Source organism: Pseudoduganella sp. jia 12 (assembly GCF_055502675.1).
Genome location: NZ_JBUXKP010000017.1, coordinates 35,715 through 56,214, shown reverse-complemented (window position 1 = coordinate 56,214; position 20,500 = coordinate 35,715). Strand labels below are relative to the sequence as shown.

General features: G+C 57.2%; 17 protein-coding genes. 3 read left to right on the top strand and 14 right to left on the bottom strand.

The window, feature by feature from the left end; translation table 11 throughout:
• The first annotated feature begins 17 nt into the window (after positions 1 to 17).
• Positions 18 to 587 (top strand): hypothetical protein, encoded by a 570-nt coding sequence (locus ACY65G_RS28030; RefSeq protein ID WP_465000566.1) that lies wholly within the window; start codon positions 18 to 20, stop codon positions 585 to 587.
• Between the two features lie 100 nt (positions 588 to 687).
• On the opposite strand, the gene ACY65G_RS28025 is transcribed toward ACY65G_RS28030, so the two are convergent.
• The 4 genes from ACY65G_RS28025 to ACY65G_RS28010 all read right to left on the bottom strand — a co-directional run bounded on the left by ACY65G_RS28025 (position 688) and on the right by ACY65G_RS28010 (position 5,464).
• Positions 688 to 2,481, bottom strand: a complete 1,794-nt coding sequence (locus ACY65G_RS28025) for a phage integrase family protein (protein ID WP_465000565.1) — start codon at positions 2,479 to 2,481, stop codon at positions 688 to 690.
• Positions 2,482 to 2,485: 4 nt separating this feature from the next.
• Complete coding sequence (locus ACY65G_RS28020) at positions 2,486 to 3,019, bottom strand: hypothetical protein (protein ID WP_465000564.1); 534 nt, start codon at positions 3,017 to 3,019, stop codon at positions 2,486 to 2,488.
• Positions 3,016 to 4,839 carry a DUF4209 domain-containing protein gene (locus ACY65G_RS28015; protein ID WP_465000563.1) on the bottom strand — a complete coding sequence of 608 codons (1,824 nt, stop codon included), beginning with the start codon at positions 4,837 to 4,839 and terminating at the stop codon, positions 3,016 to 3,018. Before ACY65G_RS28015 ends, ACY65G_RS28020 begins: the two co-directional genes overlap by 4 nt.
• Positions 4,840 to 5,146: 307 nt before the next feature.
• Complete coding sequence (locus ACY65G_RS28010) at positions 5,147 to 5,464, bottom strand: hypothetical protein (RefSeq protein ID WP_465000562.1); 318 nt, start codon at positions 5,462 to 5,464, stop codon at positions 5,147 to 5,149.
• A gap of 303 nt (positions 5,465 to 5,767) precedes the next feature.
• Here ACY65G_RS28010 and ACY65G_RS28005 point away from each other — a divergent pair, with 303 nt between their 5' ends.
• Positions 5,768 to 6,187, top strand: a complete 420-nt coding sequence (locus ACY65G_RS28005; protein ID WP_465000561.1) for a hypothetical protein — start codon at positions 5,768 to 5,770, stop codon at positions 6,185 to 6,187.
• 721 nt (positions 6,188 to 6,908) lie between these two features.
• Here the strand turns inward: ACY65G_RS28005 and ACY65G_RS28000 are convergent.
• On the bottom strand, positions 6,909 to 7,445 hold the full coding sequence (locus ACY65G_RS28000) for a hypothetical protein (protein WP_465000560.1): 537 nt from the start codon (positions 7,443 to 7,445) through the stop codon (positions 6,909 to 6,911).
• Positions 7,446 to 7,485: 40 nt separating this feature from the next.
• Positions 7,486 to 7,905, bottom strand: a complete 420-nt coding sequence (locus ACY65G_RS27995; RefSeq protein WP_465000559.1) for a hypothetical protein — start codon at positions 7,903 to 7,905, stop codon at positions 7,486 to 7,488.
• Positions 7,906 to 9,775: 1,870 nt separating this feature from the next.
• Between ACY65G_RS27995 and ACY65G_RS27990 the strand changes: the two genes are divergently transcribed.
• On the top strand, positions 9,776 to 11,023 hold the full coding sequence (locus ACY65G_RS27990; RefSeq protein ID WP_465000558.1) for a hypothetical protein: 1,248 nt from the start codon (positions 9,776 to 9,778) through the stop codon (positions 11,021 to 11,023).
• 91 nt (positions 11,024 to 11,114) lie between these two features.
• Here the strand turns inward: ACY65G_RS27990 and ACY65G_RS27985 are convergent, their stop codons facing one another.
• From ACY65G_RS27985 to ACY65G_RS27950, 8 genes are all read right to left on the bottom strand, one after another.
• Positions 11,115 to 12,203: a ParB/RepB/Spo0J family partition protein gene (locus tag ACY65G_RS27985; protein ID WP_465000557.1), complete on the bottom strand. Its 1,089-nt coding sequence runs from the start codon at positions 12,201 to 12,203 to the stop codon at positions 11,115 to 11,117.
• Positions 12,200 to 12,907: a nucleotide-binding protein gene (locus ACY65G_RS27980; RefSeq protein ID WP_465000556.1), complete on the bottom strand. Its 708-nt coding sequence runs from the start codon at positions 12,905 to 12,907 to the stop codon at positions 12,200 to 12,202. Before ACY65G_RS27980 ends, ACY65G_RS27985 begins: the two co-directional genes overlap by 4 nt.
• Before the next feature lie 235 nt (positions 12,908 to 13,142).
• Positions 13,143 to 13,904 (bottom strand): hypothetical protein, encoded by a 762-nt coding sequence (locus ACY65G_RS27975; RefSeq protein ID WP_465000555.1) that lies wholly within the window; start codon positions 13,902 to 13,904, stop codon positions 13,143 to 13,145.
• Positions 13,905 to 14,051: 147 nt separating this feature from the next.
• Positions 14,052 to 14,810, bottom strand: coding sequence for a DNA methyltransferase (locus ACY65G_RS27970; protein ID WP_465000554.1), 759 nt, complete (start codon positions 14,808 to 14,810; stop codon positions 14,052 to 14,054).
• Between the two features lie 1,858 nt (positions 14,811 to 16,668).
• Positions 16,669 to 18,252: a UvrD-helicase domain-containing protein gene (locus tag ACY65G_RS27965; protein ID WP_465000553.1), complete on the bottom strand. Its 1,584-nt coding sequence runs from the start codon at positions 18,250 to 18,252 to the stop codon at positions 16,669 to 16,671.
• A gap of 95 nt (positions 18,253 to 18,347) precedes the next feature.
• Positions 18,348 to 18,749 (bottom strand): hypothetical protein, encoded by a 402-nt coding sequence (locus ACY65G_RS27960; protein ID WP_465000552.1) that lies wholly within the window; start codon positions 18,747 to 18,749, stop codon positions 18,348 to 18,350.
• Positions 18,750 to 18,930: 181 nt separating this feature from the next.
• Positions 18,931 to 19,224, bottom strand: a complete 294-nt coding sequence (locus ACY65G_RS27955) for a hypothetical protein (protein WP_465000551.1) — start codon at positions 19,222 to 19,224, stop codon at positions 18,931 to 18,933.
• A 400-nt stretch (positions 19,225 to 19,624) separates the two neighbouring features.
• A complete protein-coding gene (locus tag ACY65G_RS27950) occupies positions 19,625 to 20,119 on the bottom strand; it encodes a hypothetical protein (protein WP_465000550.1) in 495 nt (164 codons plus the stop codon).
• Positions 20,120 to 20,500: the final 381 nt, after the last annotated feature.

Sequence of the window (20,500 nt, the reverse complement as noted above, 5' to 3'; positions counted from 1 at the left end):
AGGAACTGCGATAAATCATGAGCCATCTCGAACAACTAATTGCCGAGTTTTTTGACTGGCAAGGCTATCTCGTCAAGCGCAACGTCAAGGTCGGCAAACGGGCTGCAGGCGGCTGGGAAATGGAGCTCGACATTGTTGCATTCCATCCCCAACTGCTACGGCTAGTGCACATCGAGGCCTCGCTGGACGCACAATCATGGAAACTGCGCGAAGAGCGATACCGCAAAAAATTTACCCTAGGTGAAAAATACATCTTGCTGCACGTTTTTGCCTGGCTTCCGGCCGAGACGCCAATCGAACGCATTGCCATCTTCCCGTCCGTTCCAGCGGACCGACGCGATCTCGCCGGCGCCCGCTTGCAGTCGATCGACGACTTCGTCGCGCAAGTCGCGGGCACCGTCGCACAGGGCAAGACGATGGCGAAGGGAGCGATCCCCGAACAATACCCGTTGCTGCGCACAATGCAGTTGACATTACTGGGTTACCACCGGCGCTCTCAGCGTCCTGCCAAGGCAGCCACCGTTTCCGCGACTGACATGGGCGAGAGCGGGCAAGGTTCAACGGATCAGGCATCACTGACTCACTAAAGCGGCACAGGGACCTCCGACCTGATGAATGGGTCGAACCAGCCGCGGCTACGCTGCGAGTACACACGAGGTGGCAGAATTATTGCAGAGGCGACATAGGCTAGTCTTTTGCACTCGCATAGAACAGCGCGGCTTCCTCAGCAATATGTTTTTCTCGGCTCTTGCTGTACAACTTGGTGGTCGACGAATCTGCATGACCCAGCACGTCTTGCAGTACACCCTCGGCCATGCCGCGTTCGGCCGCCTCCACGCCGAACGTGTGCCGGAAGGCGTGGGGGCTCGTCCTAGCCAGCTGCTCCAGGTCCTCCACGGTGATCTCGGGCGCCGTCCCAGCCGGATCCATGGCGGACAAGACAACGCTTACGCGCTTTAGCGCGGCTTTCACAAGCCGATACATCGCATCGGCCGTATAGCCCGGGATCACACCCGGGTCGATCTGGCGGTGTCGGGCAACCGCAGCCCGGGTGGCAGGGAGCTTGACCGGCACCAGCAGCGGGCGCCGCGGATCGCTCGGGTCGTATAGATCGACGTCGTGATCGAGCCCATGCCGGCGCAGCGCCGCGACCGTGCGCGCACTGACGGGCACTAGGCGCTGTTTGTTGCGCTTGCCCAGCGCGGTCAGCATCCAGACGCCCTGCACGTGCACGCTGGGAACGAGATCGCCGCGCGTGAGGCGGACAACCTCTCCGCGGCGCAGGCCGGAGTCCCCCATGAGCAGGATGGCCGCCAGCGCGACGCGGTCCTGCTGGTTGCTGGCCACCTCGCCGCGCTGCCGCAAGACTTTTACTACCATCTCCCAAAGCAACGAAGGCAATGCCCGCTCTACCTGGATCGGTTTGATCCGCTGGATCGTCAGCGGGTCGCGCACCGCCTGCCATGGATTGCCGGCGAGGTAGCGCACACGCACCAGATAGTCGAACGCGGCGCGAATGACCTTGATGGCGTATTTCTGCGACTCGACCGACATGGGCTGCAGGCTGAACGGGCGCCACAGCGCACTGCCGCGCTGCGCGTTCACTCCGCAGAAGGCCGGTGCCGGCGCCGCGAGAAACCGTTTATACGATTCGCAGTCATCCACCAGCAGTGACGCCATGGGTTTTCGCGCCACGTGCACACTCCACAAGACCAGTCGCTCCAGCTCGCGCCGGTAGGCGCGCAGCGTGTGCGGCTGATGGTCGAACCGGGCCAGGTAGCAGTCGATCGCGGCCAGGTCGTCCGGCGCGCTGATGAACGGGAACATGCTCGATCGGTTCACACCGAACTGGCCGTCGTACATCGCCGGCAAGCAGAAGCGGCCAAGTGGCAAGAGCGCGCTGCTGCGCTCGGGGTCCAGCAGCTCGTACCCCGGTGTGGCGTCGAGCCGGCGCGGCGCCAGCACGACGTCGCCCAAGGCTGGGTGCAGGCGCAGCCAGCGCACCAGCACTGCGGCTCGCGCGGCGCCGATGCGCGGTACCGACCGCCACCAGGCCGCGCCGCGCGCATTGATGAAGCCGACCAGGTCGCCAAGGGTGGCAATCCCTTCACCCTGCAGCGCCCGCACGGTGCGCGGGCGCAGCCATCGGCTAATAGGATCCGCCGGCGCCGGAACTGGCTTCGGGAGATCGGCCGCCTGGATCAGCACGCCCAGCGCCTTGGCCGATATCTGTCCGGTCTTACGGGCGTGCGTCAGGGCCTCGGCGAAAGCCGGCTGATTAGCGATCGCCCGCTCGACCAGGGTGTCGCGCATGCGGATCAGGTGGCGCTCGAGCCCCTGTTGCATCGCGGGGCAGTCCTCGGTGTAGTACAGATCGGCGATACGCTCGATCGGCAGGCGCAGGCAGTACGCGCGCAGCGCCGTGTAGTCCGCGCGCGTGTACGCTTCGTCCGGTAGGAAGATATTCGTGTTCTGAGCCACGGGATCACGCCTCCGGTGGCGTGGCGGCGGCCATTTGCGAAAAGTCCCCCACGCCAACACCTCGATCCGATTGGCTCTTCGGGCGGCGGCCCGTATCCACAGTTGCGAAGACATGCCGGCTGCCGGGACATTGCACCAGGTAGCTTCCGCATCGTGCATATTTGGCCATCTCTGCATCGATCTCGCTGACGGAGGTGTGCAGAGTGGTCAGGGCGAAGCGTTTGTCGGTCAACAGCCAATACATCAAGAACGCTTCGTACGAATTGAAGTCCTTCGTGAGCTTACTGAATGTGCCTGCAGCACAACGGTTCCAATGCCCTGCAGCCATCTCTTCCCGAACGAACTTGCGCGTCTTTCCTGCGTACCTTGCCAGCCATGCCGAGCCATAACGCCAGATAAACCTGTCGTTTAACTCTGCATGGAGTGCATACATCGCGTCGTCACACTCGGCGGGGATTCTCGCCTCCGCGCCTTCGCCGGCGTTGCCGTACTGGTCCCGGCCGTTGCGACGCAGGAGGACGTCGGTAGCCCGGCTCACGGCACCTCCGCCGTTGGAAGCCCCTCCAGTGTCGACGCGAACGTCTCCACGACCAGCTGTAACACCAGCCACCACGCATAGAGCGCAAAGGCGGATTCGCACAGCGCTTCGTCGGCCAGGCCATGGGCGACGTCGTTACGCAGGTTCGACCCGGCGCGGTCGCACATGATCGCGTGAATGGCCAGCGTCAGACCGTCGCCAAACTCCTCCGCCATTTGTGGCCGATCGATAAGGGAGGCCAACGCAACTTCCATGTCCAGGCCGTCCTTGTCATGCTGGGCGGTAAAGGCGCCTGCGCCACGCAGTACATGGCGCACGATGTGCTCGAATTGTGGCATCAGCACGTGCAAGGCGTGGACCATATCGCCGCGATAGCCTGCATGGAGCGCCTGGCCCACAATCCCGGCTCGGTCGGTGGGCACGACGGGAGAGCGCTGAGCCAGCGCGACGAATACGTCCAGGCGGTAATCCTGTTCAGTGCGTAACTGGTCGCGCGCAGGCAAGATCTTCGCCAGCGCTGTCTTGGCAGCGTGATCGCGGAACAGTGCTCGCGAGCGCGCCGCCACTTGGGCCTCCCAACCTTTATCACCCCCTAGGTTCTCGACCTGGCGGCCGTCCGCCGCCAGCACACCGCCAGAAATCAGGGTCTGCAGCGGGGTAGCCCGTAGCGAGGCATCAGCGATAGCATTGAGCTGTGGCACATCCGGCGGGCTGTCTAGGCCGCAGAACGCCAACAGCGCCTCGAGCGGTGCACGTCCTTTCACGTGCTCAATCGACGACTGCACCAGGTCCGTGACGTCAAGTCGTGGACCGTGCACCATGACCATCTCCCCCACCGTGGCGTGGCCGGCGGCCTCGCGCTTGCGCCGCACTGTCTCGATCGCGGCATCGACGCCCAGCTGCTCGCGGAAACGGCCAGGCACACGTCGATAGGCTTCGATCGCCTTGCCCAGCCAGGTGTGCTCAATGATGGCGCCGTCGCCCTGTTCGGCCTGCAGCACGAGCGCTGCAGCGGCGTGCGCCAGGTTCACCGCCTGCTGCTCCGGATCGCGGGCCCATTCGAACCAGTCGGCTGCCGCTTCAAAATAGGCTTGCGCTTCGAAGGGCCTACTGGCCCCGAGCATCCTGTCGCCAATCCTGGCCAGCTGATCGGCGACATCGCATGCGCGCCCACCACTGCGGCGCTCTGCTCGCAGTGGTTTGAGGTATCCGAGCGGTTCGTAGTCTTGCGCGTCGGCCGCGCCGAAGAAGGCATCCAGCAGCTGCCCCTCGATGCCGGCAATCTGGTCGTCTGCACGCAGTTGCACGGCCAACTGCAGCGCGCGGTGCCAGCTCACACGCCCCTCTCGAAGCCATGTGTCGCGCGATATCGGCCGCTTGCGGTAGCCCGAAATCGCCAGCTGGGCGAACTGAGCGCCGCGACGCTTCTCCTGCAGCCACACCAGATCGGCCATGCGGGCACGCAGCGCCGCGTTCGGTACGTCACCGGCAAGGCTGGCCAGCAGCTCGATCATGGCGGGCGACAGGTGCGCTGGCGCCATGCTCGTGCCACCGTCATGCCACGTCACCATCGGCCGGTAGACGACCGTCGGTTCCTCCGGCACCAAATACATCGAGCACACACCGGCCGCGAGCTCCAGGGCACGGCGCGGGCCGTCCTCCAACGCTTCTCTGGCCGCCCAGAACACCTTGTTCAGGGCATGGCAATCATCATTGGGGTGGCTGGCCACGAGCTCGGCGAAGCCGGCAGCGTGGAAGTCCGCCAGCGTGAGCGCTGGCGGTGCGGCAGGCGGCTCAGCCCGCGCGTTCGGATCGGTCATATCGGGGCTTTCTCATGGCACAAAAGGCTAGGATAACGCGTTCCACGGTCGAAAACCACCAAAAATGCTTACCTGATAATTGGGATTATCATGTAAGGCGCGGGATGGACTGGCCTGCCGATTGTGTTGCCAACACGACACAGACCGGCTCCGTAACAACGTGCTTGCCTGTAAGCTACAGCGGTTGGGATGAGGGACAGACAGGTAAGGTAACGCCGGCCTACCAAGTACAGTTATTTATAGGGAAAATCCGAAACGAACCAAAAACAGGAGGTACTGCGCCAACAAAGCGGTTGGCGGTATGGTCTTAGATGTCGATGCAGCGGACAATTTCCCAGTTCAAGAAGCCGTGCACGTAGGCCGGTTCATCCCCGGTGTAGGCGCGGCCCAGCGTGGCTTCCGCGCACTTGGGCACGCTGGCCTCCCAGCAGTTCAGCAGCGCGGGCAGGTTATCGTTGAAGCGCGCGTACACCCGGTCCGACACTTCGTCTGCCCAGGTCAGGACGATGCTGGGGCCGAAGGCGTGGACCGGCAGGGGGTATCCAGCGGCGTCGAGGTCGTCGCAGAACCGCTGCAGACACCGCTCGTCGCCGGACACGAGTTGGATGCTCAATCTATGAATCATTTTTTCTCCTTAGGAAAGCGTTTCATTGGTTGTGGGCGTGGAAAATCCACACCCTTCTAAACCTTCAAATCTTCAAAGAACTATGAAACGCTGAAAAAAGTATAAAGAAAAAATTGAGAAAAAAATTTGACATGTTGATCGACGGGTAAGGCCACCGCTCCGACCCGGCGTGTTGCTTTTGCTCCACATAAATTTCGTAGGTGAAAATTTATGGTAGAGTGCCTAGGTTGGCTAGGTTACCTAGGTTAGGTAGGCGATCTAGGCCAGAGACACACCACCACTAAATTCACACAGGGAAATACCATGCGCAAATACCATCAGCTTGCCCGCACCTTCGACGACGTCGCACAGAACGCAGCAAGGTTCGCGAAGGACCTTCAGGACCCGGAGATCGGCCCGGAGCTGCAACGCAGGCTCACCCTGGTAACCCATTGGTACGCGTTCAAGGATGAGACCGGTTACCACTACGTCAGCTCGAAATTCGGGGGCTACCGTGACATGACGGGCAAGATCTACCTGGCCTGCTACAACCTGCCAAAGGCTGAAGGAGGGCTACACGGCGCCGAGACTCAGGCCAGCCTTCAGGAGCTCGCAACTTTGATCGATGAGGACGACGAGGGTATGGCAGAGTACGGTCGCCAGCTTGAACAGTGGCTGGGCCACACGTTCGGCAAGCGGAGGCGCAAGAACTCGACCATCTCGGTACTTAAGGGCTCGGCGTAAGGTGTATTGGCAGCTAAGTTCCACATTGTTGCCGCTCGAAGCTGCAGCGATAGCGTACAACTGCAGCGTGGCATGCGCCATGCAACACCAACAACGGCGCAGTTACCGCCCTGGCGCCGCGGCGCCGCTTGGCCACAGCAGTATGGGCTTAAAGCGCAACATCTCGCTGGCCAACGTCGGGTAGCCCAACTCGGCGGCGATCAACGCAAACACCGGCTGCGAGTGGCTCAGCAGCAGGGCGAGCGTCAGCAACCACGCGCACGCGCGGCGGGTTAGCAGTCGGGGGATTGTCAAGCGCCGAGGGGCGCGCGGGGGAGAACGGCGGGAAGAACGGCGACTCGATCTTTCCCTGCGGCGATCCGGCCCTTCGCCGCTAGTTACTACCTTTGATCGCGGGCTCGAGCACAGCGGCCCTAATGAATCCTTATCCGGCGCGGAGGTCGTGATGTCTAATGACAAACATGTGACGGGATATCTGTTTTGATGATAAACGGTATCGCTAGAATAAATTGGCCTTGCAATTTATTGAATGAGAGGATGCACATGTCTCCTCTAGCTCCTCCAAAGAACTAGATTCAGCCGGCCTAGAGCCGGCTATTTTTTTGCCAGGAAAGCCCTCGCGTCAGACGTGGAAAAGCCGCCCAAACGAGCGAGCGGCAGGACGTTCGATCCTAGACTGCGTGGAGCTCATTAGAAGACAGTTCCGGCAGCCGAACCGGCTCTAGGAAACATTAATTTTGACGTACGCAATTATCTCATCCATCAAGTCAAGTATTTTCATGCGCGTTAGAAATCCTGCCATATGAAGCTCTTTATTGTTCATCGACGCGGAAAGAATCAAACCAGACCATTCGATAGGAAGAACTTTCAGGTCGTGCTCGTTGAACTTCAAAAAGAAATCGTGCGAGAGGCTATTCCTAATCATACGCAAGAATTGGTACCAAGGTGCCTTACGCATATTGCTCATCTGATCCGTCTGCGTCCCGTAGAGCTTCACAACCTCAAACATTTCCTTGATACAGTTCCTTAAGACCGATTTCCTCAGTTGATTAGTTGAGAGGGCTAATAATTTATCGTTTTCTAGAACATATCGTATATATAAGATCCTGCTTAATTCTGCATGGTTTGCGAAAGGAGCTGAATATTCGTCGAATTTTGTCACCGCGTCTGGCTGGGCCAGGCACATAATTCCAGCCTGAACAAGAGCGTAGTTATTCTTTATGGTCTGTAACTTTCCTAGAAATTCTTCTTTAAGCATAGTCTTATGATTATTTGCTTCAGTGGACGAAGGTTCGACCTTAGTTTTCAATAGCGGGACTGTCTGAAGTCATGACGTGGTAGACCCACAGATCACACTGGGTTTCGAACGATTGCGGCCACTTATGAAGTGCATGGGCCACTTCATGTAGGACTAGGTGTTGAAGAAACAACAGTGAAGAATCAGCTGACTGGAGCTTATCGGCGTGATTCGATAGTTCAGGATATGCATCGACATGCCCTCGCATGCTAAGTGCAAGTAGCGAGTCGTCGATGTCCTTCCTGCTGATATGTCGAGCAATTTGGATGAGCGGACGCGTTCGATAGGCACTCCAGTCCGCACGGCCAAGATAGCCATTCAGTTCTCTGTAATGATCCACCACTTGAACATCTGCATCTAAATGTTCGGAAACCCAACCTCGAATTTTTTCGATGTGTCCTTGGCAATCAATGTCGTCCATAATTTTTCTTGGCTAGTCTGTTTTACCGGCAGTGGGCGACTGTTCCCTTCTGGCCTATTGTGTCAAAAAACTCACTTTAGTTCTCGTTGGTAATGAAAGATCGATAACTCGACTTTCCAGGCCCGTGTGGCTATTGCCGCTCGGCGCCGACGCGTCGAGCGGGTAAGTGCAGCCGCGCCCCTGAGTCTCGCGACAGACAAAAATACTAGGGAGGGTTGTCTCGGGCGCGGACAATGTCTGTCCGTTCTCGGGACTACAAAGACGACGAACTCGTCGCGGGAAAGCAGTTTTACGGGTGAGCAGTCTCATATTTGTTCAGAAGCCAGATTATAATCTAAAAATAATACCCGTGATCTAGAGGCTACTCGTTATGACTAGTATATGTAAATTATGTCTTAGGCCGACATCCGTCGTAGGGAAACTTCGGAATTCCCATATCATTCCTAAATTCATGCTCAAGCACTCAAAAAACAGGAAGGACGGTAAAGCTATCGTTTTCGAGGGAGGGCAAGCACCGAGGGAAGGTCAATTTGATTGGAAGCAGCGAATGTTTTGTTCATCCTGCGAGGAACGATTCAAGTTTTACGAGGACTACATGCAGGAAACGTTCTTCCTCCACAGGAAAAATACAATTCTCTCTGAAAACGAATCCTCAGTTACTTATCTTGGCGATAACCATATCGTAGCTCTTGCTTTCCTTGGCATCCTTTGGCGCGCTACACAGACCAACAAAACCGAGCTTCCACAGTTCAGATTCATGATGTTGCCGGAGTACCTGTCAGTAAGCATGCGAGAATGGATTATAAGCAGGACATTGCCAGTGAACTGGGAGAAAATATTTCTAATCAAAATCTCGAAAATATATGATTATGAAGGAAATTGCATCCGGTTCACTATAACTCCGAGAGTCCGGCAATCGCCAGGAAAATTTGAGTACATTTTCGTTTTCGCTGGCTATGTTGTCGAGTTCGAAATACCCCCGGGCGCTATCAGATTGCCGGGCCGTTTTATGTTACGTCAGGGCTCAAAGTTTGTAAGAGTGAAAAAAATTCACTATAGTTCCGTGCCGGAAATACGGCGTTTTTTAGAAAACCACACCACTGTTTAGGCGTGCCACCCTGCACTGGTCATAAAAATGCTGCGCTCTGGCCAGTGTTGTGGATGCATATTTCGTAAATCCTGTGCAATCGCGCCGTAGAAAAATCACCGATACCGGCAGCCCAAGCCGCACTTTGTCGCCTAAGGAGTAGTCGCCGAATATCCCGGTCCCTCCTGCTGATGCCGGTCCGCCAAGACTTGTACTTCGGCTTCCACCGCGGCGTACTCTTCGTCCAGCAAGAAGGCATGGAAGGCGCCGAAAGGCGAATTCGTAGCGTCGAGCTCATGCCAGTACGCTCGTTCGGCATCGTTCAGATTCGCCCACCAAGTGGCCGCAGCAGCCGGCTCAGCTGGGTCAACTGGCGGTACAGCGAGCACCTAGCGTACACCACGTCACCCCGGTCACGAGCGGCGACCGGGTCGTTTCCTTCTGTTGGGCGAACAGTTGAAACTGTTGCGCGGGGTGTGCTCTTTTTAGCTGACGTTACAACTACTGAGTATCTGCGTATGCCGGTGGGTGTAATGTACGTGAAAGACATAACAAGCCAGCGGGGGTGTCATGCGTCTCCTTAAGATCTTGTCCCTACTGCCCATAGCGCTATCGGGATGTGCCAGCTGGACTACCTATAACAAGCAGCGCTCGTTCGAAGACACCGGTGCCAGCGCCGTGTTTGTCGACGCCAAACAGCGGGCAATATTGTCGAACGTCGTACCCCTCACACCGGGCGCCGTGCCCGGGCCGCGTGGCGTGGGCGTCACATCCGATACGGTCATGGACGGTTCCCTGCCCCAGTATTCGGCGACGGGTACGTCAGGCGCGTCTGTCTTGCGGCGCTTCTGTGCGGAGCCCAGTCCAGATGCGCTGTCGGCATTCAGTTCCCGGGCCGGGCTGGACCTGGCCATTGCCTCTAAGGGCGACCTTGGTTATCAACAAGCTTTTAGTGAAGGTGCCGCGAGCATCGGCTTGCGCACGCAAAGCATACAACTGCTACGGGACATTATGTTCAGGAACTGCGAAGCGTTCTTGAACAATGGCGTCACCGAGTTCGGTTTGGAGACACTGCAGCGCCGCTTCCAAAGTACCCTGGTCGGTGTGCTCGCTATCGAGCAATTGACTGGGGCGATCAGGGCACCATCGGTCGTAATTGGCAGTGCAACGTCCACCAACAATGCACAGGTCCTGGCTGATGCCATTGCATTGGTCGATTCCGCTGGCAGTGGGCTGGAGACGGCACGCAAGGACCAGGCCAGCAAGGATGCAGCGGCTACAGCGGACCGGGCGGCGTTGGATACTTTTAAAGCGGGCCACACAGGCGATACGACCAGCGACGACTACAAGGCAGCCAAGGATAAGGCCGACAAGTCGGCCGCGGCCGCAAAAGCGGCCGCTCAGGTCACTGAGACGCGCAGCGCCGATCTAGCTGAGGCGAAGAAGGTCCGGGCTGCCGCGACCGAGGCTGGCGGAACGACCGACGTGACCGGCAGAGCGGAGGCGGTGCCGTCCGGTTTCAGTGAGGCGAATGCGGCAGCCGTCAGCCAGGCAATCGTTCAGATTGTCGATTCAGTACTAGGCCTGGGATTTGGACGCGAGCTCTGCGCTACGGTGCTGGGACAGCAATCACGTGCTTATGCTCGCGTGGGAAAGGCCAATAAGCACGTGGATCCATTTGTCGCGGAGTGCGTGACCTACCTGAAAGAAGACGTAAAGCTGGCCCAGGCGATCAACAATCGCTATACAGAGGAGGACAAGAATGCAGCAAAGGTGCTTGAAATGAGCGCAGACCTTATCAAGCTCGTTCAGGCCGGAAAGATGAAGGGAGATGCGGCGGCGCAAATTATTGCCGCGTTGCATGGTTATGCTCCTGTGGCAAAAGATCAGATATCGGCGCCGCCACCAAAGAAATTGCAAGCTGCTTCGGCAATGGACCGCGCACAGTCGTACTTTGGTGCCAAAGTTACGCCGGGCCAAATCCCGCCCGGCGCGCTCGACGCATTGATCAATCAGAAACCGGGCAAATAGTTTGGGAAAATTACTTTTCTGTTCAGATTGCTGCACGGTGATGGACCATACCCGAGCAGATAGCTACTGTGAAGTACTCAGCCGTGTGACATTATTTAAGATAATTGGCGACTGCATCGTGTAGTGCCTTGGCTAGCACATCCATTGGCACTTCGGGATGTAGCCCTTCCAACTCGAATACCATCCGACGTCCAGCATCAAACTGTTTAAGGGTAGCGTGCCCCTTCTCAAATCTGTGGTTTTGTATTTCGCTCCGCTCTCTGGTTTTCTTCTCCCTTGATTTATTCAGCCGACGCGCGTCGACATCTCGTGCTGCGAGACCATCGCGCTCGATATCAATAATCAACGCTTCCGTCGACGACTCACCAAACGCGTCGCAGTATTGGCGCAGCGCATCCAACATCCGAAGATTCTCAAGCAGATCGGGATGCATACCCAGCATTTCCACTACCCGCGCCGGGAGCGTATTGAGATTTCGGACTCGGGACATCGTTGTCTCGCTGATGCCCAGTTCGCGGGACAGTTCTACCTGACTGGCAAATACGCCGTCTTTCAACAATAAATCCCAAGCCAATGCGTCATCTATCGGCGATTGGTTCCCGCGCTCAACGTTTGCCGCACGCGATTTCAGGTAGAGCTCACGATTGTGTGCAGGCGGCTCACGCAGTTCGATGCGCAATTTAGTTCCTGTCAAGGTCGCCAGAACCCGACGAACATGACCGTCAAATAGATGAATTCTAGTGTCTGGCGTCTGATAGGCCAAAAGCGGAACAAGTTGGCCATCCGTTTGCCAGGACTTCAGCCGTTTATCTAACTGCCCTTTTGTCGGCGGAGTTCTACGCGCATTGTACGGATTCTCAATGACCTCGGACGGCTGTGCTTCAACGACCGTTCCAACCTCATACATCGTGCCGAATTCGTATTCGATCGTCCCTCGAGTATGCCCCGGGTTGACTTGGGTATTTTCAGCCCCGGGTTCAGCAACATCTACCGGGACATTTATCTCCCCTTGCGCCGGCGCAACGGGAGATTTTGTTTCGGCCGGTGGTGCAACTGCTGTAACCGAGGCGGCAGGCATCCCCTTTGCCATTGCTTCGCCGGCCGCTACCAAAGTGGGGTCTTGTACGACAGTTTCGCGGATTGCCCGCTCGGCTTCGGAAATTCGCTTGAACGGTTTCATGACGCCACCTCGTTTACAGCAGATTGATTATTGGCTAACGACTGCCCTGTCGCCAGCGCGACAGTTTCATCGTAAATTGCACGCATTTCCGCTGCAGCCTTAAGGTCCCGTTCTTTGCCCGTCAGTTCATGTACGGCCATTCCAGCGCGCCGAGCATTTCTCCATGAGGCTCGATGACATAAACGTGATTTAAACACCGGGATCCCATAGTCCTCGAAATACTGTCGAGTAGCGGCCTCCTCCTTCGACGCTTTCACTGTAGGCATTTGATTCAACACCACGTATGCCGGAAAACGGCCGGAACGGTGTTTGGCATCGTGAGCGCGAAAATCTTGGAACAATTCGGTCGTTTTCTCTACTTCGAGCTGATCAGGGCCACACGGCACCAAAATGAGATCAGCAACTGATGCGTATTGCATAGTCTCGACGAAACTTTCTGCTCCCATGTCGACAACAACCAAGTCGTATTTGGATGCTTCGCCCAACAGCTCCTGACCAGGCTGATCAGTGCCAGCCTTCAAGGGGATGTACGGCTTGATGTCTCCCTCATTGCGGATCCTCGTCCAGGCTCGGGCGCCGCCTCGGCTCAACTGTCCATCGATCAGTTCGGCATCGACGCCGTCCGACACGGCGATCGTCACGAAGTTGGTTGACGTCAAGGTTTTACCTACGCCCCCCTTTGGATTAGTGAACAATATGATCATTGATAGTCCTTATTACTGTCGAATATCAGAATCATAGCAGCGGAGCTAAACATTACAAGTTTTAATGGGAAAAATGTTTGGCTTGTTCACGCCTAAGTGGTCAAGTTCCACTGGACCGTATTTCGCCCTCCAGGTTGGTCCGAGCGAGGCTTGGTTTAAAACGAGCGGCGTCCTTTCGGCCGCACTGCGCTTTGGGCGGGCGCAAACGTCTCATTAAGCTGCGTCCTCGTAGTCTTCAGCTTGTCCTGGCTGCGGCCAAGCATTTCATCGACTGGGCCGTTGATGGGGCGGGATTGGGCATGGCGTGGGCATAAGGCTCCATCGGGTCGCGGCCGTCGCTGACCCTGAGCTGCGCCTTGCGCCGGCGCAAGGCTTTCAGCAGGCCGCGGCCGTCGTTGGTCCTGAGTTGCCCCTTACGCCGGCGCAAGGCTTTCACGAGGCCGCGGCCGTTGCTGGTCCTGAGTTGCCCCTGGCGCCGGCGCAAGGCTTTCACGAGGCTGCGGTCGTCGCTGGTCCTGAGCTGCGCCTTGCGCCGGCGCAAGGCTTTCACCAGGTCGCGGCCGTCGCTGGTCCTGAGCCGCGCCTTGCGCCGGCGCAAGGCGTCCAACAGGCCGCGGCCGTTGCTGGTCCTGAGTTGCCCCTGGCGCCGGCGCAAGGCTTTCACCAGGCCGCGGCCGTCGTTGGTCCTGGGCTGCGCCTTGCGCCGGCGCAAGGCTTTCACGAGGCCGCGGCCGTCGCTGCTCCTGAGTTGCCCCTTGCGCCGGCGCAAGGCGTCCACCAGGCCGCGGCCGTCGCTGCTCCTGAGTTGCCCCTTGCGCCGGCGCAAGGCGTCCACCAGGCCGCGGCCGTCGTTGGTCCTGGGCTGCGCCTTGCGCCGGCGCAAGGCTTTCACCAGGCCGCGGCCGTCGCTGGTCCTGAGTTGCCCCTTGCGCCGGCGCAAGGCGTCCACCAGGCCGCGGCCGTCGTTGGTCCTGGGCTGCGCCTTGCGCCGGCGCAAGGGTTACATTAAGCAGCGGCCGTCGCTAGCCGCCGAGCTACCCCTAACATCCGCAAGCGGCTTCGCATGCACAGACATGGTACCTGTAGCCCCCGAGAAGGCGCTGGCAGTCCGAAAAAATCGGATGCCAACGCCACCATCCTAAAGCTAAACGTTAGCTCCGGAACGAACGATTTGACTTAAACGATCCGTAGCAATACGCACGTTGTCCTCCATAAGTTCGATTCCTAATGCCCGCCGGCCTGATAGGATTGCCGCCGCTAGGGTAGACCCCGAGCCAGCAAAGGGATCGAGGACCAAATCGTCAGGCTGCGAAAATGACTCAATAATAGGAGTCAGGATTGAGAGCGGCTTCTGCGTCGGATGTAGCTTGTTACCGGTGTAATCTATCCAGTCTATAACGTCACCGATCACATGCTCCGGTGGAGAAGGGTACCCCTTTGCAAGAAGATACGCAGACTCGTGCTGATACCTGAGCAGGCGAACGGTCGACGTATAGCGTTTCGGGAATGTGATGTGTCCAACCACCCGGAACCCAGCAGATTTCCACGCGTCGAAAAACAGGTCGGTATGGGTCCAACCGTAAAAGCTAACGCAGAAACTATTACTCCTGAGTACACGATACATTTCTCGAAACGCAGGTTCAAGCCAAGCATTATTGTCATCGTTCTGGACTGTGCGGCCGCTACGGTCGCGATAGCGTGCAAGGTAGGGTGGATCGGTAACAATAAGGTCAACACTACGGCTAGCAACGTCCAGTAGAAGCTCTGTGCAATCACCTTGCAGAATCTCAAACTTCTCCGTCCCACGTTCCGGCGACGTGATGTCCTCGCGAGTGGATAACGGATAGGAATTCCCGACAACCCTACGAGCCCCAGATTTCATGTTCACGTTAAAACGTTTCATTTCGTTCTCCTAAGTCGAGTGAAGTAAAGCCACCGCGCCTTGCGTGCTGATGGCGACAAGAGGAAATTTCATCCTCTCGCTCGTTCTCTCTCGCTCCCGCCCTGGGGCGGGCGGGGGGTGGGGAAGGCCCTTCCCTCAGGGAAGGGTGGGGATGGGTGGCGTCAATGAGGTTGGCCACATGAGAGTTGCCCGCATTCCTCATCCCCCCACAAGCCCCCCTCACCCGAGCAGGGGGGGCTTGTGGGGGGATGAGGAATGCGAAGCGGGCCAACAGCAAAATAGCGACAGGGGCCGGGTTTAAGCGCAAGCGGCGGCTCAAGCGGCGTGCCAGATTTATCTGGCGCGTTGCTTGAATCCCTGTCGCGCTCAATGGTCGAAAGAATGAAAGCTGCACCACCCACTTCAGTCGCCATCAGGCAGAGCGAACGCACTGCGTCCAATGCCACCGAAGCAGTTGCCATTGCGCGTTTGATGGGTCTTGGCCATCACCGGTCAGGCTGCACGCCGCCGCGCGGAGATGGTCATTTCCTTCCGGCTTCAGCGTACCGCTTCAGCCGCAGCGCATAACTAGACAAGCCAGAAGCCCTTGCTGACCTGCAGGTTCACGCCGGCGCTCGATCGCTGGGGTCAGGCCACGCTCACCCAACGGCGCGAGCCGCCGGCCGCGCCGCTCCAGCTCCAAAACGCCGCAAGCCTGCCAACTCGCACAACCAGCGCTGGCAGGCGAGGCTGGGCGCTCAGTAGGTCAACGTCAGCGCGCGATCGCCTGCGCCTGCCTGGCCTGCAGCACACTGCGGCGCCAACCGCGCATTTCCAGTTCCTGGATGCTGCTATCGCTCCAGCGCGAACCACCAAGTGCTGGCCCAAAACCACGGCCGCGCAGCTGGTCGACGTCGGCGCGTGATCGCCGGCGCCTGGGCCTAGCCTGCAGCACAACGCGGCACCGACCGCGCTTTTCATGTTCCTGGATGCTGCTATCACTCGAGCGCACACCACTGGGTACTGGCCGGGCGCGCCGGCAGCCTAAATCCAGATCCAGGACGCTGCTTTCGCGCGAGCAGGCACCGCCAAGTGCTGGTCACGGCACATCGGTCGCGCAGCTGCTCGATGTCGTCGCCGATCGCCAGCGCCCGGTCCTGGCCTGCAGAACGCTGCGCGGCGCCCGCCGGCCCTTCCAGCTCCTCGACGCTGCTTTGCCGGCGCCACGGCGCCGCCAGCTGCTGGCCAGCCCGCGCGGGCCGCGCAGCTGGTCTACCCGGCGCCGATCGCCGGCGCCAGGGCCTGGCCAGCGGCCCGCTGCGCGGTACCCGCCGCCCCCTTTCAGCCCCACCATGCTGCTTTGCCGGCGCCACCAGTTGCTGGCCAGCCCGCGCGGGCCGCGCAGCTGATCTACCCGGCGCCGATCGCCGGCGCCTGGGCCTGGCCCGCAGCACGCTGCGCGGTACCAGCCGCGCCCATTCAGCCCCACGATGCTGCTTTGCCGGCGCCGCGGCACCACCAGTTGCTGGCCAGCCCGCGCGGGCCGCGCAGTTGGTCGAAGCCAGAGCCGATCGCCGGCACCCGGGCCTGGCCTGAAGCACGCCGCGCGGCGCCGGCCGCGCCCTTTTAGCTCCTCGATGCTGCTTTCACTCCAGCGCGAACCAGACGCGCCGGCGCGCTGCCGGCGAGCTGGTCGACGCCAACGCGATCGCTGACCCTCTGCACGCCGCGGCGCCAAGCAACACGGGCACCGTCGTTAGCACCTCCCGCGCGGCAGCGCCTCACCTGGCACGGGCCATGCCCATACGTGGGAGTCAGCCGAAAAAAAAGCCTCCGAAGAGGCTAAAGGGGGTTACTAGTTACTACGCAAAACATCTCGCTAACCATGTCGTGCGGATCCATTCCTCGTACCGATCCGCTCATAATCCAGCCTGGCAAGCAAGAATTCAATTGCTTCGCGCGCATCACCTTGAAACTTATTGAGACCATTCCTGATTACAGTTTCCGGATCGGCATCAGCAAGCTGTACAACTGTCGACGGATTTGAGCCGACCTTCAAATCAGTACGACCAGCGACCGTACTATCAACCGCCAACCATTCAACAACAGAAACAGGAAGCCGAACAGCACGGATAGCACGCGTGATCGCAACATACAACAGGTTTATCTCCTCAGGGTCGTAGTCCTCCTTGGGCGGCACCTCAATGAAATCATCGTCGACGAACACCTGGTCAAACTCCAATCCCTTGGCACGGTGGCCAGTTGAGTACGAAACGCGGGCATCACTAACTTCAGAAACCTCAGCAGCCTTAATTGCTTCGTATATCCGTGGTATCTGGTCTCCGAATGCTTCGACTGTCTTGACCAAAGCGCTTATCTCGGCATCGCCAGCTTCGATACCATATTCTTTAAAAGCACGAAACGTCATAAAACGAGATACGTTCGGATTTTTGATGCGGTGCTGCTCCCCGTGCCACAGATAGTAAGCATCCAAAACGTTGCCGAACAAGTAGCTATTAAAACCACCAACAAAATGCATTTGGTTAACGCCGGCCAGAACAGCATGAGCAGCGCGGGAGAACAATCCTGCATTCGTCCGGCCGATCACGATGTAGTGCTTGGTGTCGTCAATTTCCCAAGCGGCACTGATATCGGAACGACCTTTGATGGTATTAGTTTCTCCCTTGAACTCAGCCAAAAGCCTTGTCGCGATTTTGGCGACATCGTCGCTGAATCGAAACGACTGAGTCAAGGAAAGCCTACATTCGGCATCGACAGCTTCCATAGCATTTACTGCCTTACGAAAGCCATAAATACCCTGGTGACGATCGCCCACTAACACTTTTTGGCACTCCTGACGCAAGAACACATCCAATGTCACCGGATTGGTATCTTGCGCTTCGTCGAGCAGAACGATGTCGTAGTTCAATTTAGGTCTGCTTAATGCCCACAACTTCAAATATCCATCATGAGGCATCTTGACCTGACCACGTACGTCTTTCATCGATTTCCAAATATTGCGCGCAAGCTTAAGTGCCTCCTGACCTGAAGGCGTGGCGGGCAGCACTCCCGGATCCAGATGGTCTTCAGAAACTTCATCATCAGCAGAACAGAACCAATTATTCAAAGCGGTTAACGCGTCCTTCGCGCGCTTGTTATTGCAGTTGAAGAGTTCAGTCAGCTCCCACACTTGCGGGTTACCCAATTTAGCTGAGTACCGTTTTCCCACAGCAGCATATGCTAATGCGTGCGTAGTTTTGCATTTTACGTTCTCCGGAAATCGATTCTGCGCCTCCGAAGCAACCGAACGATTGAAGGCGATATAAAGAATTCGATATCCAGGCCGTGCGTACGTATACTCGACCAAAGTAAAGGTTTTACCGGATCCTGCAAAGGCCTCAACAGCCAGCAAATCGGCATCGCAGTCAACGACTCGTTGTTGTTCATCCGTGATAGTGGACATGGCATTCTCCTAGAAGTTTACAAAACGGAGCCGTTCACCGACCCATCGGGCGATTGCGGCCCGACGGGGGGTGAAATGAAACAACAACCAGACTATTAGAACCGTAGAACCTCAATCTTAAAAACTATCCAACCAAATCCATCGCGCATTGGCAGGACCTGGAACATCGAGCGAGGTGTGATTCCGCATCGCTTTAGAATGTCCAACACGACGTCAGAATACGCATCCAGGCTGATGATTACTGCACCTGCCTGGTTACAGTCAGATTCAAACCATTCTCGTAACGACTCAACATGCTCCAATCCATCAACACCGCACTGACGCATTTTTCCAAGTAACGCGGCACCAATGTTTTGGCCCAGCTCACTTTCGGAATCGCACCAGTCAAGTTGCTCCAGAAATCTGACCGTGACACCCAACCATTCACTATTGGCTCGCAAAACTTGTTCGCGATCGAGACCAGGGCGAACAAAAAACGCAGACGTAAATCGGATCATAAATCCTCCACTGGGATCTAAAATTGAAGAGAAGCCGATCAAAAGCGAATAGCCGAGGACCGGTTGAACGGGCTCAGTTATTAGCTTTGAACGGCAGAATTGAACAGGGTGGCCGAATGGCCAAGATTAGGCAGGCAAAGACAGGAATTGCCTAGAAGACTTGCGACCGTGGGGTCGAAGATTAGAACAACTTGAAGAGCACAGTAATCTGCAGGGTAATGCACAGACCAACCATCCACTTTAACAGGGTGGTGTCAGCGCGAACCTTCTCGATTTCCGCCAGCATTTTCAGCTGCATGGTCTCAACCTTTTGATTTACATTACTTTCCAACTTTACCAAATCACTCGGGAAAGCAACTGAGTTCGACAAGATATCAGCCCAAATTCTTGCTTGAGCTGCAGCTTGTGCTTCTGGAACGCCAGCTTCCTTCAACATTTCAGCGCACTTCAGAGAGTCAAACGAAAGACCCGCCATGATCTTGCTCCTTGGTTCACAAAAACTCCGGAGCAGATCCCCACGGGATTTGCCCGCGGAGCGTGGTTTAACAATGACCCTGGGCATTATGCCGTGCTAGTTACAAGGGTTGACTAGCTTCAATCAGGCGTTGCACCTGACTCATATTGCACTTTAAGTCTAGCGCAGCGTGCCTTGATTGTCTACATTGATCCGGACACCGCAACGGTCCAAGAACTGATCACGTATGGCTACCTCACCTAGACTTGCCGGCCGATAGTTGGGACAACAATGAACCTTGCGAAAAAACAAAAATCGGCCGCTTTCAGTAAGCGAACAATGCACTAGGCCAACAATAAGATGCTGAGGATACAGCTTAAGCTCAGCTAACCGGGTGCAGCCCAGACACTGGCCGCCCATCTTAAGCTCCTGGGGTGATTCGAATAGACGCCGGCGTCGAGCCAGGATCCAGTAGCGCAGCGGCCGTCAAAGCTGGAAAGCGATCGAAGAGCAAGGCTTCGGCAAGATCGACCTGGCACGGTACCGAGTCCCAGCGTCGAATTTGGACCCTCAGATCAGTACATACGGTACCGTCCTCATCTCTAGGCTGCGTGCCCACAGCCCAGAGACCGCCAGGATATCGTCTGCTCCAGACACGATAAATCCGGCCTTGCGCAGTTAAAAATTGCAAGTAGCGAGCCAGTTCACGAAGTCCCAAGCAAACCTCTGCCGCGACATCCGCTCCCACCGCCTGCTGCCGATCCCGTATGAACGTGTCGATACGTTGCAGTACTTTCAGGTCAAGAAAAGTGCTTTTTCGGCAGACCAGCTCATCCGCCGGCGAAAGAGGAATGTCGCTGACGACATCGTCACGAATGCTTACTGCTGCCTCAATTTGCCTCAGCCCGGCCATCATCGTCTCCCCGAGCTCACGCTTGCAATCAGTTTCCATCCCAGCTGCCGACGAATTTCAGCGGGACTAGGGACAGGTGATTTTGACTGCCCGCGCTCGAACATCCACTGCCTTACTTGCTCCTTCGATGGATGGGAACACAGTTCGAAAACCGAAGTTTCGGCCGAATGTTTCGAAGATGCCATGATTTATCTCCAATCTACAGTTCTCACTTCGAGTAATGGCTGTGGTTAGCCAACGTTACGATTTCTCAACCATTCCGCGGGGCGGCTGCATTTGGCGGCCTATGGCCTTAAAAACAAAACACCAAACCCGCTAACGCCAGCGTAAGAAAGAAAACGTTCCAAAACCCTCGAAAAAAATCACTGTGAATGGGCTGTACTT

Bases quoted from the DNA above. Each gene is read 5' to 3' on its own strand.
- ACY65G_RS27985 (WP_465000557.1), bottom strand. From the start codon at position 12,203: ATGAAACCGTTCAAGCGAATTTCCGAAGCCGAGCGGGCAATCCGCGAA.
- ACY65G_RS28000 (WP_465000560.1), bottom strand. From the start codon at position 7,445: ATGCTTAAAGAAGAATTTCTAGGAAAGTTACAGACCATAAAGAATAAC.
- ACY65G_RS27965 (WP_465000553.1), bottom strand. From the start codon at position 18,252: ATGTCCACTATCACGGATGAACAACAACGAGTCGTTGACTGCGATGCC.
- ACY65G_RS28005 (WP_465000561.1), top strand. From the start codon at position 5,768: ATGCGCAAATACCATCAGCTTGCCCGCACCTTCGACGACGTCGCACAG.
- ACY65G_RS27980 (WP_465000556.1), bottom strand. From the start codon at position 12,907: ATGATCATATTGTTCACTAATCCAAAGGGGGGCGTAGGTAAAACCTTG.
- ACY65G_RS27995 (WP_465000559.1), bottom strand. From the start codon at position 7,905: ATGGACGACATTGATTGCCAAGGACACATCGAAAAAATTCGAGGTTGG.
- ACY65G_RS27955 (WP_465000551.1), bottom strand. From the start codon at position 19,224: ATGGCGGGTCTTTCGTTTGACTCTCTGAAGTGCGCTGAAATGTTGAAG.
- ACY65G_RS27960 (WP_465000552.1), bottom strand. From the start codon at position 18,749: ATGATCCGATTTACGTCTGCGTTTTTTGTTCGCCCTGGTCTCGATCGC.
- ACY65G_RS28010 (WP_465000562.1), bottom strand. From the start codon at position 5,464: ATGATTCATAGATTGAGCATCCAACTCGTGTCCGGCGACGAGCGGTGT.
- ACY65G_RS28030 (WP_465000566.1), top strand. From the start codon at position 18: ATGAGCCATCTCGAACAACTAATTGCCGAGTTTTTTGACTGGCAAGGC.
- ACY65G_RS28015 (WP_465000563.1), bottom strand. From the start codon at position 4,839: ATGACCGATCCGAACGCGCGGGCTGAGCCGCCTGCCGCACCGCCAGCG.
- ACY65G_RS27970 (WP_465000554.1), bottom strand. From the start codon at position 14,810: ATGAAACGTTTTAACGTGAACATGAAATCTGGGGCTCGTAGGGTTGTC.
- ACY65G_RS27990 (WP_465000558.1), top strand. From the start codon at position 9,776: ATGGACGGTTCCCTGCCCCAGTATTCGGCGACGGGTACGTCAGGCGCG.
- ACY65G_RS27950 (WP_465000550.1), bottom strand. From the start codon at position 20,119: ATGATGGCCGGGCTGAGGCAAATTGAGGCAGCAGTAAGCATTCGTGAC.